The organism is Streptomyces sp. NPDC053431, from assembly GCF_044544925.1.
Taxonomy (GTDB): domain Bacteria; phylum Actinomycetota; class Actinomycetes; order Streptomycetales; family Streptomycetaceae; genus Streptomyces.
Window position 1 is genome coordinate 41921 of the sequence record NZ_JBITXX010000009.1, and the last position, 14824, is coordinate 56744.

The following is a 14824-nucleotide window of genomic DNA, read 5'->3' on the forward strand; positions in this document are numbered from 1 at the left end:
GGGCCGCGCCCCGATGTGGTCGGCGAGCCGCCGCAGCACCCCCAGGTACGGCCGGAGATCGGCCATCCCCTCCAGGACCCCGGCGAGCAGCCGCGAGGCCCACCAGACGCCTTCCTCGGCCCCGGGGGCGACGGCGAGCACGTCCCGGCCCGCCGAGCCGTCCACCGCCGCATCCGCGCCGAAGCCGACCGCGCCAGAGACGCCGGAGCCCGCGCCGCTGCAGCCCGCGCCCGAGCCCCCCGGATCCGCCCACAGCCCGTCCGCCGGGCTCCCCGGGTGCGCCCACGCACCGTCCGCCGGGCCGCCCAGGCCCGCCCACGCACCGTCCGTTGCGCCGCCCGGGCCCGCCCAGACACCGTCCGTCGCGCCGCCCAGGCCCGCCCACGGCCCGTCCGTTGGACCCTCCGCACCCGCGCCCGAACCGCCCGGCCACGAACCGCCCGCCGCGCCAACCGAACCCGCGCCCAGGCCATCCGCCCAGGGCCGGTCCGCCGCGCTTCCCGAGTCCGCCCACGGCCCCTCCGTCGCGCCGCCCAGGCCCGCGCCGCCGGGGCCCGCCCACGGACGACCGTCCGCCGGGGCCCCCGGGCCCACGCCGGGGCCATCCGCCGGGGCCCCCGGGCCCGCGCCCGGGGCAACCGCCCAGGCCCCGCCCGCCGCGCCGCCCCCACCCGCCCACGGCCCGTCCGTTGGACCCTCCGTACCCGCGCCCGAACCGCCCGCCGCGTCACCCGGACCCGCGCCCGGGCCGTCCGCCCAGGCCACGTCCGCCGCGCCGCCTGGGTCTGCCAACGGCCCGTCCGTTGAACCCTCCGCGCCCGAACCGCCCGCCCACGCACAGCCTCCCGCTCCCCCGGCCCCCGGCCCCCTCCCCTCGCCCGTCTGCCCGTCCGCTCCCGTCTCCCGGTCCACGCCCGTCTCCCCGTCCGCGAACGCCGCCAGCGCGTCCGTCAGGGCCGTCAGTCTCGGGGTCAGGGCGGTCGGGCCGTGGTCGCGGTGGAGGTGGCGGAGGGCCTGGAGGACGGGGCCGATGCGGTGGCGCGGGACGGGGAGCGGCGTGGGGTGGTGGATCAGGGTGTCGAGGGCGCGGTCGATGTCGAGGTGGGCGCCCTGGAGCCAGTCGGCGAGCTCCTCGTGGGCGAAGCGGTAGCCGCCGCCCGCGGGGACGAGCAGGGCCTCGGTGAGGACGGCGGAGGCCCAGCCGGTGCGCCAGGGGAAGAGCTCCTCGAAGGACTCGCGGTCGAGTTCGCCCTGGCCGGGTCCGAGGCAGCGGCGGGCGGCCTCGTGGACCCGGCCGCTCACCCGGGCGGCGAGGCGGCGGACGGCGGTGCCGCGCAGGACGGGACGGCCGGCGGCGGCGATCCGTACCGCGATCCGCAGGCACATGAGGTCCAGATGGGCCTGGAAGACGGCGTCCCGGTCGGGGCGGCCCGGCAGTTCGCCGCGGGCCGCCGCCCGGACCTCGCCGAGCAGCCGCAGCGCGAGCGGGTGCCGGGCGTCCGGCGCGGCGACGGCGTCGTCGGGGACGCCGTGCCGGCGGCGCGCCTCCGCCGCCTCCTCCTCGGTGAGGTCGCCGAGAAGGACGACGGCCGGCTCGGTGGCGTACAGGCCGAGTGCCTGCTCCGCGTGCTCGGGGCGGCAGGCGACGGCCAGGCGGGCGCCGTGGGCGGTGAGCCACTCCTCGGTGGCGCCGGTCCAGGCGGCGAGCCGGTGGGCGAGGACCGGGGGCATCTCCTCGGGGCCGTCGAGGAGCACGAGCAGCGGCCGGCCCGCGGCTCCGGCCAGGGCGGCGGCCTGCTCCGGGGTCACGGCGGCGGGGTCGCCGGGGGTGCCGGAGGCGGCGGCGACGCGCCCGGCGCGGCGCAGGGCGCGGCCGACGGCGTCGGCGAGGGACCGGTCGTCGGCGCGCAGGTCGGCGCCGCGCAGCCAGACGGTGGGCGCGGGGGCGGGCCCGCGGGCGCGCCCGGCGGCGAGGCCCGCGAGGGCGGTGGTGCGGCCGGTGCCGGGGACGCCGACGACGGCGAGGACGGGCGCGGTGCCGTCGTCCAGGATCCGGGGGGCGGGCGGGTCCTCGGGCGTTCCGGTCGTGGTGGCGGTGAGCTCCAGGACGCCGGCCAGGTTGAGGTCCTGCCCGTAGCAGGGGACGGTGGCGCCGTTGCGGCGGAGCAGCGCGGCGAGTGGGCCGCGGGGCGGGAGCGGCAGGGCGTGTCCCGCGGCGCGCCGGTCGCCGTGCGCGGCGGTGCCCAGGACGCCGAGGACGGCGCCGGTGACGGGGTCGAGGACGGGGCCTCCGGCGGCGGGTCCGCCGCCGTGCAGGGCTTCGGCGCCCTCGGTGCCGATGGCGAGTTCGAGGGCGGGTCCCGCGGTGGCGCCGAGCACGCGCGCCTCGCGCCAGCCGTGGGCGGCGATCCGTACGTACGTGCCGGGTTCGATGGCCTGCCGGGCCGCGAGGGGCAGCGGTCGGGCGCCCAGGCCCTGGGTGCGGACGAGCGCGAGTCCGGTCTCGGGCAGCGGGGTGATGTCGGCGGCGGTGACGCGCCAGGTGTGCCCGTCGGGGGTGGCCAGTCGGAGGGCGGGGTGGCCGGCGACGACTTCGTGGCCGGTGAGGAGGGTGCCGCGGTGGTCGGCGAGGAATCCGGTCCCGACGGGCCGGCCGGCCGGATCCTCGATCCGTACCAGCGTCGCCCGGTCCCCGCTCCCCATGGGTCGACGGTAGGTCGACGGTGATCAGCGGGAGAAGCCGTGCAGGAAAAGCGCCCCCTCGCACTCCCCCCGTTCACTCCGAGCGCCTACCCGAAGGGGTGAATGGGTGATCGTCGCGGGGACAGACCTTCCCCGGAGGGGGATCGTGGGGCGGGCACGCACGCGTGCCCGCCCCACCATGACGCGATGCCGGGACCGTCCCGGCTCCGGGCGTCTCAGCCGAAGACGGCCAGGCTCTTCGCCTTGCCCCGGTGGACCTCGACCAGCGCGAGCAGCCGCCCGGCCGGTCCGAAGACCGCGACCGGGCCCGCCGGATACTCCGGCATCTCCAGGCGCACGCCGTTGAGCAGCAGCCGGGCCCGCTTCTCGTCGACGTCCCAGCGCGGGAACGCCGCCGCGGCCGCCTCGGCGACCGGCATGACCGTCAGGTCCTCCTGGAGCTGGTCCAGGGTCCTGGCGCTGTCCAGCTTGTACGGGCCGACCCGGGTGCGGCGCAGGGCGGTCAGATGCCCGCCCACGCCCAGCCCGGCGCCCAGGTCCCGGGCGAGCGCCCGGATGTACGTGCCGGAGGAGCAGACGACGGAGACCACCAGGTCCACGACCGGGGTGCCGTCCTCCGCGGTGGCCTCGCGCACGTCGTACACCCGGAAGGAGGAGACGGTGACCGGCCGGGCCGGGATCTCGAACTCCTCGCCGCCGCGCACCCGCGCGTAGGACCGCTTGCCGTCGATCTTGATCGCGGAGACCTTCGACGGCACCTGCATGATCTCGCCGGTGAGCTCGGCCACGCCCGCGTCGATCTGCTCGCGGGTGACCTTCGACGCGTCGACCGACGCCGTGATCTCGCCCTCGGCGTCGTCCGTGACGGTGGTCTGGCCCAGGCGGATGGTGCCCAGGTACTCCTTCTCGGTCAGCGCGAGGTGACCGAGCAGCTTGGTGGCCCGCTCCACGCCGAGGACGAGGACGCCCGTGGCCATGGGGTCGAGCGTGCCGGCGTGGCCGACCCGGCGGGTCCTGGCGATCCCGCGCATCTTGGCCACGACGTCGTGAGAGGTGAAGCCCGACGGCTTGTCGACGATGACAAGCCCGTCGGGCGTCTTTGCTGCGGTGCTCATTCGGCGGCTTCGTCCTCGCCCGGCTTCTTGTACGGGTCGGCCTCACCGGCGAACGTGGCGCCCGAGGACGCCTCGCGCACCGCGGCGTCGGAGGCCCGCGCCCGGTCGAGGAGGTCCTCGATGTTCTTGGCGGTCTCCGGAAGGGCGTCCGCCACGAAGGTGAGCGTCGGGGTGAACTTGGTGCCCGCGGCCCTGCCGACGGCCGAGCGCAGGATGCCCTTGGCGCTCTCCAGGCCGGCGGCGGCGCTCGCGCGCTCCTCCTCGTCGCCGTAGACCGTGTAGAAGACCGTGGCCTCCCGCAGGTCACCGGTGACGCGGGTGTCCGTGATGGTCACGTGCGTACCCAGGCGCGGGTCCTTGATGCCGCGCTGCAGCTTCTCGGCGACCACCTCCCGGATGAGGTCCGCCAGCTTCTTCGCCCGCGCGTTGTCGGCCACTGGTCCTTCTCCTTCTTTGCCTTGCTCATTCAGTCTTCATCAGTGTGGAGCCTGCGTCGCACCGACAGCAGCTCCACCTCGGGCCGGGCCGCGACCAGCCGCTCGCAGCGGTCCAGCACGTCCGACACGAACCCCGCGTCCCCGGACACCAGAGCGACCCCGATACGGGCCCTGCGGTGAAGGTCCTGGTCGCCCACCTCGGCCGCGCTCACGGAGAACTTGCGCTGGAGCTCGGCGACGACGGGCCGGACGACGGAGCGTTTCTCCTTCAACGAATGAACGTCGCCGAGGAGCAGATCGAAGGACAGAGTCCCCACGTACATGCGGTGCCGGATGTCCCGCCGGTTCGGGTTCGACGGCCTGCCGGGCGCTCGCCCGGCAGGAACATCAAAACCGTACACGCAACGGCCGGGGCCGATCGACGGAAATACCTTCCCGCCGACCGGCCCCGGTCTCAGCGCTGTGCGCTACGCGCGCGGCTTCTCGCGCATCTCGTACGTCGCGATGACGTCGTCGATCTTGATGTCGTTGAAGTTTCCGAGGTTGATACCACCCTCGAAGCCCTCGCGGATCTCGGTGACGTCGTCCTTGAAGCGGCGCAGACCCTCGATGTTGAGGTTCTCGGCCACGACCTTGCCGTCGCGGATGAGGCGCGCCTTGGTGTTGCGCTTGACCTCGCCGGAGCGGATGAGGACACCGGCGATGTTGCCCAGCTTGGACGAGCGGAAGACCTCGCGGATCTCCGCCGTACCGAGCTCGACCTCTTCGTACTCCGGCTTGAGGAGGCCCTTGAGCGCCGCCTCGATCTCCTCGATCGCCTGGTAGATGACCGAGTAGTACCGGACGTCGACGCCCTCGCGCTCCGCCATCTGCGCGGCACGGCCGGCCGCACGGACGTTGTAGCCGATGACGATGGCGTCGGAGCCCATGGCCAGGTCGATGTCGGACTCGGTGACCGCACCCACACCGCGGTGCAGGACACGGATGTCGACCTCTTCACCGACGTCGAGCTGGAGCAGCGAGGACTCGAGAGCCTCGACCGCACCGGACGCGTCGCCCTTGATGATGAGGTTGAGTTCCTGGATCTGACCGGCCTTGAGCACCTTGTCGAGGTCCTCGAGGGACACCCGGCGGACGCGCTTGGCGAAGGCGGCGTTGCGCTCACGCGCGGCGCGCTTCTCGGCGATCTGGCGGGCCGTACGGTCCTCGTCGACGACGAGGAAGTTGTCGCCGGCGCCCGGAACGTTGGTCAGACCGAGAACCAGGACCGGAGTCGACGGGGTCGCCTCCTCGACGTTGTTGCCCTTGTCGTCGAGCATGGCCCGGACGCGGCCGTACGCGTCGCCGACGACCATCGTGTCGCCGATGCGCAGCGTTCCGCGCTGGACGAGGACGGTCGAGACGGCACCGCGACCGCGGTCGAGGTGGGACTCGATCGCAATACCCTGCGCGTCCTGGTCGGGGTTGGCCCGCAGGTCGAGCGAGGCGTCGGCGGTGAGGACGACGGCCTCCAGCAGGGAGTCGATGTGCAGACCCTGCTTGGCGGAGATGTCGACGAACATCGTGTCGCCGCCGTACTCCTCGGCCACCAGACCGAACTCGGTCAGCTGGCCACGGACCTTGACCGGGTCCGCGCCCTCGACGTCGATCTTGTTGACCGCGACGACGATCGGGACGCCGGCGGCCTTGGCGTGGTTGAGCGCCTCGATCGTCTGCGGCATGACGCCGTCGTTGGCCGCGACCACGAGGATCGCGATGTCGGTCGACTTCGCACCACGGGCACGCATGGCGGTGAACGCCTCGTGACCCGGGGTGTCGATGAAGGTGATGCGACGCTCTTCGCCGTTGACCTCGGTACCGACCTGGTAGGCACCGATGTGCTGGGTGATGCCACCGGCCTCGCCGGCGACCACGTTGGTCTTGCGGATGGCGTCGAGGAGGCGGGTCTTACCGTGGTCGACGTGACCCATGACGGTCACGACCGGCGGACGGGAGACCAGGGCCTCTTCGCCGCCCTCGTCCTCACCGAACTCGATGTCGAAGGACTCGAGAAGCTCGCGGTCCTCCTCCTCCGGGCTGACGACCTGGACGACGTAGTTCATCTCCTCGGCCAGCATGACCAGCGTGTCGTCGGAGACGGACTGCGTGGCCGTGACCATCTCGCCGAGGTTCATCATGACCGCGACGAGCGACGCCGGGTTGGCGCCGATCTTCTCCGCGAAGTCGGTGAGGGACGCACCGCGCGACAGGCGAATGGTCTCGCCGTTGCCGCGAGGCAGCATCACGCCGCCCACGGACGGGGCCTGCATGGCCTCGTACTCCTGGCGCCTCTGACGCTTCGACTTGCGACCGCGACGCGCGGGACCGCCGGGACGACCGAAGGCGCCCTGCGTGCCACCACGGCCACCCGGACCGCCGGGACGGCCACCGAAGCCGCCGGGACGACCGCCGAAGCCGCCGCCACCGCCGCCGGGACCACCCGGACGACCGCCGCCGCCACCGGGACCGCCGGGACGGCCGGCGAAACCGCCGCCACCGCCGCCGGGACCGGCCGGACGACCGGCGAATCCGGGACGACCGCCGCCGCCACCGCCACCGCCGGGACGACCGCCGGGGCCACCCGGGCCACGGCCGCCGGGGCCCGGACGCGGGCCGGCAGCGGGACGCTGCGGCATCATGCCCGGGTTCGGACGGTTACCGCCGGGCGCGCCGCCCGGACGGGGAGCCTGCGGACGGGGCATGCCACCCGGGGTCGGGCGCGGAGCGCCGCCCTGGGGACGCGGGGCGCCGGGCACGCCGCCCGGACCCTGCGGGCGCGGGGCACCCGGGGCACCGGGGCCGCCGGGACGCGGCGCGCCACCCTGCGGGCGGGGAGCCTGCGGGCGCGCCATGCCGGTCGAGCCACCGGACGTGAAGGGGTTGTTGCCCGGACGCGGGCCGGCCGGACGACCGCCCGGACGCGGGGCCTGCTGGCCGGGACGGGGAGCCTGCTGACCCGGGCGCGGCGCCTGCTGGCCCGGACGGGCACCGGCCGGACGCGGGCCGGGGGCGGCACCACCGGGGCGCTGACCGGCGGCCGGGGCCGACGGAGGCGCGGTGAACTCCGGGGTGGTCGGCGCCGGGGCGGCCGGAGCCGGCTTCGGCGCGGGCTTCGGCCCCGGACGGGGACCCGACGCGGCCGGAGCCGGAGCCGGGGTGCTGCTCGCGGGCGCCGGGGTGACCGGGGCCGCAGGCGCGGCGGGGGCCGGCTTGGGGGCCGGGGCGCCGGGCTTGGGGGCAGCGGGACGGGCCGCGGCGGCCGGAGCCGGTGCCGCGGGCTTGGGGGCGGGCGCCGCCTTGCGGGGCGCTCCGGGCTTCGCAGCGGACTTCCCGGCGCCACCGCCGGGACCCTGCAAAGCGTCAGTCAACTTGCGCACGACCGGCGCCTCGATCGTCGAGGACGCCGAACGGACGAATTCACCGAGTTCTTGGAGCTTGGCCATGACGACCTTGCTCTCCACACCGAACTCCTTGGCGAGTTCGTATACCCGGACCTTAGCCACTTCGCTCCTTTTAGGTCCGGTTACCGCCGGACCGTCGCTACTTCATGGGCGTACTCATCGCGTACTCATCGAGTGCTCATCGCAATCTCGACCTACTTCCAACTCGCGAGGTACCTGACCGCACGGGACTCCGTGCCGTACATCTTTTGTGCCGTACTTCTCTACGGTGCGCTCTGCTCGACGGATGCGCGAAGCGTCGCCGTGTCGAGCGGCCCCTGGACCTTGAAGGCCCTCGGGAACGCCCGGCGACGCACCGCCAGGTCGAGACAGACCGAGGCGGGGTGCAGGTACGCACCCCGGCCGGGCAGCGTACCGCGATGATCCGGAACGCACTCGTCCTTATTCATCACGATCCGCAGCAGATCGCTCTTGGCCGCTCGCTCCCGGCATCCCACACAGGTTCGCTCAGGGCATACGCGGGCATGCGTCCGGCCAGACACGCTTAAGTCTACCTCCCCGTACCGACCTCACCCGTTTGGGGCAAAAATCGAACAGTCGTTGGCCAAAAAGGATCAGTGCCGGTACGGGACCGGGCAGCCGTGTTACTGGGCGTCGCCCTGCTGCTCGGTGTCCGGGCGGATGTCGATCCGCCAGCCGGTGAGGCGTGCGGCCAGACGGGCGTTCTGCCCCTCCTTGCCGATCGCGAGCGACAGCTGGTAGTCGGGCACCGTCACCCGGGCGGACCGGGCGGCCAGGTCGACGATCTCGACCTTGGAGACCCGGGCCGGGGAGAGCGCGTTCGCCACCATCTCGGCCGGGTCGTCCGACCAGTCGACGATGTCGATCTTCTCGCCGAGCAGCTCCGCCATCACGTTGCGCACCCGGCCGCCCATGGGACCGATGCAGGCGCCCTTGGCGTTCAGGCCCGAACGGGTGGACCGGACGGCGATCTTGGTGCGGTGGCCGGCCTCACGGGCGATGGCGGCGATCTCGACGGAACCGTCGGCGATCTCCGGCACCTCCAGGGCGAACAGCTTCTTCACCAGATTGGGGTGCGTACGCGACAGGGTGACGGACGGACCGCGGACACCCTTCGCCACCCGGACGACGTACGTGCGCAGCCGCAGACCGTGCGTGTACTCCTCGCCCGGCACCTGCTCCTGCACCGGAAGGATGGCCTCCAGCTTGTCGTCCAGCTTGACGAGGACGTTCTTCGGGTCCTTGCCCTGCTGCACCTGGCCGGCCACGATGTCGCCCTCGCGGCGCGCGTACTCGCCGAAGGTGACGTCGTTCTCGGCGTCCCGCAGCCGCTGCTGGATGACCTGGCGGGCGGTGCTCGCCGCGATCCGGCCGAAGTCCGACGGCGTGTCGTCGAACTCCTTCGGCTGCTGCCCCTCCTCGAGGTCGGCGGGGTCTTCCTTCGCCCAGACCGTCACGTGACCGGTGTGCCGGTCCAGCTCCACGCGCGCGTGGCGCCGGGCGGAGGGAGTGCGGTGGTAGGCGATGAGGAGGGCCGACTCGATCGCCTCGACCAGCATCTCGAAGGAGATTTCCTTCTCCTGTGCCAAGCCCTTCAGGAGCTTCACGTCGATGTCCACGGCTACGCCTCCTCTTCCTTCTTGTCCTTGCGGTTGAACTCGATCTCGACACGCGCCTTGGCGATCTCGGCGAACTCCACCCGGCGGGCGGTGGCCTTGCGGCCCTTCACGCCCGGCACCTCGGTGTCCAGACCGTTCTCGTCCACGGCCAGGATGCGGGTGACGACCTCGCCGCCGCCCGCCTCGGAGGTCAGCTGCAGCTTGACCAGGCGGCCGGTGGCGCGCACGTAGTGGCGGTGCTGGGTGAGCGGGCGGTCGGCGCCCGGGGAGCTGACTTCGAGGACGTACTCGCCCTCGCCCATCGCGTCCGTCTCGTCGAGCTTCTCGGAGATGACGCGGCTCAGCTCGGCGCAGGCGTCCAGCTCGACGCCCTCGTCCGAATCGACGACGATCCTCAGCAGTCCGCGGCGGCCGGCCCGGGACACCTCGATCTCCTCGAGGTCGAGGTCCTTCGCGTGGACGAGCGGCTCCAGAAGACCGCGCAGCCGTTCGCTCTGGGTGGTGCTCATCCGGGTGACTCCTCGGCCGCGTGTGCTGTTGTGGGTTCGTCGCGTGTCAGATCAAAGGGTATCCGGTCCCGGAGGGTGTTGCCGTCCACCGGGCCGGGGGCCGCGGGTACGCTCGCCTGCGGTGATCTTCGAATCTTCGAAAACGTGAACGCGAGGGAGACAGCGTGACGACCGTGGGCAGACGCGCGCTCCTGACGGCGGGCGCGGCCGGGGCGGCGACGGCCCTCGCCGGCTGCACGTCCGGCGGGGACGAGGGCCCCAGGAAGCCGACCGCCGCGGAACGGGCGGCGGCCGCGGAGGCGGCCCTGCGCGCCCGGTCGGCGACCACCAGCCGTGAGCTGCTGCTGCGCTACGACGCGGTCGTCGACGGGCACCCGGCGCTCGCCGCGCGGCTCGCGCCGCTGCGGGCGTCCGTGGCGGCCCAGGTGAAGGCGCTGGCCGAAGGGGGCACGGCGCCCGCCGCCGGCCCCGACGCGTCAGCCTCCCCCTCCCCCACCCCCTCTCCCACCCGGTCCCTCGCCTTCGTCCGGGTTCCGGCCGACCCCGCCGCCGCGCTCCGGGACCTGGCCGCCGCGGCCCGGGCGACCGCCGACACCCATACGGCCGCGCTGCTGACCGCGCCGCCCGAGTACGCCCGGCTGCTCGCCTCCGTCGCCGCCTCCGGCGCCGCCCACGCCTATCTGCTGACCGAAGGGGGCCGCGGATGACCGCGCTCGTCGCGGCCCAGGCCGCACTCGCCGCCGAGCACGCCGCCGTGTACGGCTACGGGGTGGTCGGCGCCCGGGTCGGCGAGGCCCGGCGCGCCGAGGCCACCGCCGCCTACGAGGCCCACCGGGCCCGCCGCGACGCGCTGCGCCGGACCGTGCGGGACCTGGGCGGCGAGCCGGTCGCCGCGGCCGCCGGGTACGAGCTGCCGTTCGCGGTGCCCGACGAGGCGGCCGCCGTGCGCCTCGCGGCCGTCCTGGAGGAGCGGGTCGCCGGGGTCTGCTCCGACCTCGTCCGGGCCGCCGACGGCCCGCTGCGCCGGGACGCGGCGGCGGCGCTGCGCGAGGCGGCGGTGCGGGCGGTCCGCTGGCGCGGCAGCGACGTAACCTTTCCTGGGCTCGCCGAACGGGCCTGAGCCGAACGAAGGAACAACGCACGCATGGGTTTCGAACCGCCGCAGCGACTGGTGCGGGCTCTCGGCGAGACGTACGGGGACGCTGCCGCGGCCGAGTGGCTCGGGAAGCTCCCCGAGCTCGCCCAGGACGCGCTGGAGCACGCCGGCCTGGTCGCCGAGCGGGCGGTGGCCCCGGGCGGGCGCAGCAGTCTCGTCGTCCTCGCCCCCGACGCCGTCGTGAAGATCGCGCCCGGATTCACCCGTCCGGACCTGGAGCGGGACGCGCTCGCGCACTGGAACGGCTGGGGCGCGGCCCGGCTCCTCGCGGAGACCGGGGAGGGCGCGCTGGTCCTGGAGCGGCTGCAGCCCGAGGTGTCCCTGCGCTCCCTGCCGGAGGCGAAGGCGCTCCTGGAGGCGGCCGGGACGGTGCGCAAGCTGTGGGTGGAGCCGCCGGCCGGGCACGGCTTCGAGTCGGTGGCCGAGCGCACGGGCCGCCAGGCGGAGGGCATGGCCCGGTACGGCTCCGAGGACGACGGGACCGGCGCCCTGGTGTCGGCGGCCCTGGCGGCGCGCGAGGAGCTGGTGGCCGGGCCCGCGGAGGCCCTGCTGCTGCACGGCAACTTCCGGCAGGGCAAGGTCCTGGCCGGCGACCGGGCCCCGTGGCTCGCGGTCGGGCCCGAGCCGCTGGTCGGCGAGCGGGCCTACGACCTGGCGCGGCTGGTGCGGGACCGGGTCGAGGACCTGGTGGCCGCGTCGGCGGGCGCGTCGGCGGCCCGGCGCCGGGTGAACAAGCTGGCGGACTCCCTGGAGCTCGACCGGGAGCGGCTGCGCGGCTGGACGCTGTTCCGGGCGGTCGAGTCCGCCACCCGCGCGCTGAGCGCCGGGCGGCGGGCGGACGCGGAGCTGCTGCTGGAGTTCGCGGGCTGGCTGTGAGTCCATGACACGGCGGAAGGGAATACCCTTTTTGTAACCCTTAGGGGGCCGTGATGATCGAAGACCTGTTGATGGCGGCCGCTGGAGTGTGCGTGGCGGCCGCGGTGTACGCGGGCGCTGCGGCGCGCGTCGTGAAGCAGTACGAGCGCGGCGTGGTCTTCCGCTTCGGGCGGCTGCGCGGTGCCGTGCGCACGCCCGGATTCACGATGATCATCCCGGGCGTGGACCGCCTCCACAAGGTGAACATGCAGATCGTGACGATGCCGGTGCCGGCCCAGGAGGGCATCACCCGGGACAACGTGACGGTGCGGGTGGACGCGGTCGTCTACTTCAAGGTCGTCGACGCGGCCGAGGCGCTGGTGCGGGTGGAGGACTACAAGTTCGCCGTCTCGCAGATGGCGCAGACCTCGCTGCGGTCGATCATCGGCAAGAGCGACCTCGACGACCTGCTGTCGAACCGGGAGAAGCTGAACCAGGGCCTGGAGCTGATGCTGGACTCGCCGGCGATCGGCTGGGGCGTGCAGATCGACCGGGTCGAGATCAAGGACGTCTCGCTGCCGGAGACCATGAAACGGTCGATGGCCCGCCAGGCGGAGGCCGACCGCGAGCGGCGGGCGCGGCTGATCAACGCGGACGCGGAGCTGCAGGCCTCGAAGAAGCTGGCGGAGGCGGCGCACCAGATGGCGGAGGCTCCGTCGGCGCTGCAGCTGCGGCTGCTGCAGACCGTGATGGCCGTGGCGGCGGAGAAGAACTCGACGCTGGTGCTGCCGATCCCGGTCGAGCTGCTGCGCTTCCTGGAGCGCGCCGCCCCGACGCCGCCGTCCCCCCATGGGCCCGCGACGGTGTCCCACGAGCCCCCGCACGGCCTGGTGCCGACCCCCGAACCGCCGCCGGTGCCTCCGGACGCCCCGTCCGAGGCGTATCTCGCGGGCCGCGCGGACGCGGTGGAGGCGATCGAGGACCTGACCGGCGCGTCGGTGGAGCCGGCGCCGCGGCAGGACGAGGGGCCCTGACAGGGACGCCGGAGGAGACGCCGGAGGGGTGGGGGGGGGGGGGGGCCCCCCCCCCCCCCCGCGCGCGGGGGCGGGGGGGGGGGGGGGGCGGGGGGGGGGGGGGGGGCCCGCCGGCCCCCCCACCCCTCCGTGCCGTTCGTGCCGTGCGATCGGTTACGCGGTGAGGCGGGCGATCGCCTCGTCGACGGTGAGCTCCTCGCGCTCGCCCGTGCGGCGGTCCTTCAGCTCGACGACGCCCTCGCCCGAGCGGCGGCCGGCGACGAGGATCTTCGGGACGCCGATGAGCTCGGCGTCGGTGAACTTGACGCCCGGGGAGACCCCGGCGCGGTCGTCGACCAGGACCCGCAGGCCGGCCGCGGACAGCTTGTCGGAGACCTCCAGGGCCAGCTCCGTCTGGAGGGCCTTGCCGGCGGCGACGACGTGCACGTCGGCCGGGGCGACCTCGGCGGGCCAGCACAGGCCCTTGTCGTCGGCGGACTGCTCGGCGAGGGCGGCGACGGCGCGGGAGACGCCGATGCCGTACGAGCCCATGGTGACGCGGACGGGCTTGCCGTTCTGGCCGAGGACGTCGAGCTTGAGGGCGTCGGCGTACTTGCGGCCCAGCTGGAAGATGTGGCCGATCTCGATGGCGCGGTCCAGCTTCAGGCCGGTGCCGCACTTCGGGCACGGGTCGCCCTCCTGCACGACGACGACGTCGACGTACTCGTCGACCTCGAAGTCACGGCCCGCGACGACGTTCTTCGCGTGCACGCCCTCCCGGTTGGCGCCGGTGATCCAGGCGGTGCCCGGTGCGACGCGCGGGTCGGCGAGGTACTTCACCTTGTCGAGGCCCTGCGGGCCGACGTAGCCGCGGACCAGGTCGGAGCGCTCGGCGAAGTCGGTCTCGGTGACCAGTTCGACGGCGGCGGGGGCGAAGTGCGCCTCCACCTTGTCGAGGTCGACCTCGCGGTCGCCGGGAACGCCCACGGCGACGATCTCGCCGTCGACCTTCACGAGCAGGTTCTTCAGCGTGGCGGAGGCCGGGACGCCGAGGAACGCGGCCAGGGACTCGATGGTCGGGGTGTCGGGCGTCGGGATGTCCTCGGCGGCCGGCACCGCGGAGCCGTCGACGGCCTTCAGCTCGTACGCGACCGCCTCGGTGTTCGCGGCGAAGTCGCAGTTCGGGCAGTCGGCGAAGGTGTCCTCGCCGGCCTCGGCCGGGGCGAGGAACTCCTCGGACTTCGAGCCGCCCATGGCGCCCGCGGTCGCGGCGCAGATGCGGTAGTCGAGGCCCAGGCGCTCGAAGACGCGCTGGTAGGCCTGGCGGTGCAGGGCGTAGGACTGGGCGAGGCCCTCGTCCTCGAGGTCGAAGGAGTACGAGTCCTTCATGAGGAACTCGCGGCCGCGCAGGATGCCGGCCCGCGGACGGGCCTCGTCACGGAACTTGGTCTGGATCTGGTACAGGATGACCGGCAGGTCCTTGTAGGACGAGCACTGGTCCTTCACCAGGAGGGTGAAGATCTCCTCGTGGGTCGGGCCGAGGAGGTAGTCGCCGCCCTTGCGGTCCTGGAGGCGGAACAGCTCGGCGCCGTACTCCTCCCAGCGGCCGGTGGCCTCGTACGGCTCCCTGGGCAGCAGGGCCGGCAGGGAGACCTCCTGGGCGCCGATGGCGTCCATCTCCTCGCGGACGATGCGCTCGACGTTCGCGAGCACCTTCTTGCCGAGGGGCAGCCAGCTCCAGATACCGGCGGCGGTGCGGCGGACGTAGCCGGCGCGGACGAGGAGCTTGTGGCTGAGGACCTCGGCGTCCGCCGGGTCGTCGCGCAGCGTCTTCGCCATCAACTGGGACATGCGCTGGACCGGTGCGTTGGCCATGGTTCTCGTACTCCTGCAGAGATAGGTGATGGCCCCGAGGTTAGCCGGGCGGGCCCTGCTCGGTGAAATCAGTAACCCGCC

General features: G+C 74.1%; 12 protein-coding genes. 4 read left to right on the forward strand and 8 right to left on the reverse strand.

All coding sequences use genetic code 11. The features are described 5' to 3' along the window. Positions 1 to 2918: 2918 nt before the first annotated feature. The 7 genes from truB to rimP form a co-directional block, all read right to left on the reverse strand. A complete protein-coding gene (gene truB / locus ACIGXE_RS21655) occupies positions 2919 to 3818 on the reverse strand; it encodes a tRNA pseudouridine(55) synthase TruB (RefSeq protein ID WP_399749749.1) in 900 nt (299 codons plus the stop codon). Beyond that, positions 3815 to 4255, reverse strand: coding sequence for a 30S ribosome-binding factor RbfA (gene rbfA, locus ACIGXE_RS21660; RefSeq protein ID WP_399749751.1), 441 nt, complete (start codon positions 4253 to 4255; stop codon positions 3815 to 3817). Before rbfA ends, truB begins: the two co-directional genes overlap by 4 nt. 29 nt (positions 4256 to 4284) lie before the next feature. Continuing rightward, complete coding sequence (locus ACIGXE_RS21665) at positions 4285 to 4578, reverse strand: DUF503 domain-containing protein (protein ID WP_128976674.1); 294 nt, start codon at positions 4576 to 4578, stop codon at positions 4285 to 4287. Between the two features lie 144 nt (positions 4579 to 4722). Next, on the reverse strand, positions 4723 to 7797 hold the full coding sequence (gene infB, locus ACIGXE_RS21670) for a translation initiation factor IF-2 (RefSeq protein ID WP_399749753.1): 3075 nt from the start codon (positions 7795 to 7797) through the stop codon (positions 4723 to 4725). Positions 7798 to 7958: 161 nt separating this feature from the next. Next, positions 7959 to 8237: a YlxR family protein gene (locus ACIGXE_RS21675; RefSeq protein ID WP_399749755.1), complete on the reverse strand. Its 279-nt coding sequence runs from the start codon at positions 8235 to 8237 to the stop codon at positions 7959 to 7961. A 102-nt stretch (positions 8238 to 8339) separates the two neighbouring features. After that, positions 8340 to 9335 (reverse strand): transcription termination factor NusA, encoded by a 996-nt coding sequence (gene nusA / locus ACIGXE_RS21680; RefSeq protein ID WP_399749758.1) that lies wholly within the window; start codon positions 9333 to 9335, stop codon positions 8340 to 8342. A 2-nt stretch (positions 9336 to 9337) separates the two neighbouring features. Then, complete coding sequence (rimP, locus tag ACIGXE_RS21685) at positions 9338 to 9844, reverse strand: ribosome maturation factor RimP (RefSeq protein WP_399749760.1); 507 nt, start codon at positions 9842 to 9844, stop codon at positions 9338 to 9340. A gap of 164 nt (positions 9845 to 10008) precedes the next feature. Between rimP and ACIGXE_RS21690 the strand changes: the two genes are divergently transcribed. The 4 genes from ACIGXE_RS21690 to ACIGXE_RS21705 are packed head-to-tail and all read left to right on the forward strand — an operon-like array spanning position 10009 to position 12889. Then, on the forward strand, positions 10009 to 10551 hold the full coding sequence (locus ACIGXE_RS21690; protein ID WP_399749762.1) for a hypothetical protein: 543 nt from the start codon (positions 10009 to 10011) through the stop codon (positions 10549 to 10551). Continuing rightward, entirely contained in the window at positions 10548 to 10964 is a 417-nt protein-coding gene (locus tag ACIGXE_RS21695) for a ferritin-like domain-containing protein (RefSeq protein WP_399749764.1), read from the forward strand. The genes ACIGXE_RS21690 and ACIGXE_RS21695 overlap by 4 nt, the downstream gene beginning before the upstream one ends. A 24-nt stretch (positions 10965 to 10988) precedes the next feature. Then, complete coding sequence (locus ACIGXE_RS21700) at positions 10989 to 11876, forward strand: aminoglycoside phosphotransferase family protein (RefSeq protein ID WP_399749766.1); 888 nt, start codon at positions 10989 to 10991, stop codon at positions 11874 to 11876. A gap of 53 nt (positions 11877 to 11929) precedes the next feature. After that, positions 11930 to 12889 (forward strand): slipin family protein, encoded by a 960-nt coding sequence (locus tag ACIGXE_RS21705; protein ID WP_399749768.1) that lies wholly within the window; start codon positions 11930 to 11932, stop codon positions 12887 to 12889. 153 nt (positions 12890 to 13042) lie between these two features. On the opposite strand, the gene ACIGXE_RS21710 is transcribed toward ACIGXE_RS21705, so the two are convergent. After that, on the reverse strand, positions 13043 to 14743 hold the full coding sequence (locus ACIGXE_RS21710; RefSeq protein WP_399749770.1) for a proline--tRNA ligase: 1701 nt from the start codon (positions 14741 to 14743) through the stop codon (positions 13043 to 13045). Positions 14744 to 14824: the final 81 nt, after the last annotated feature.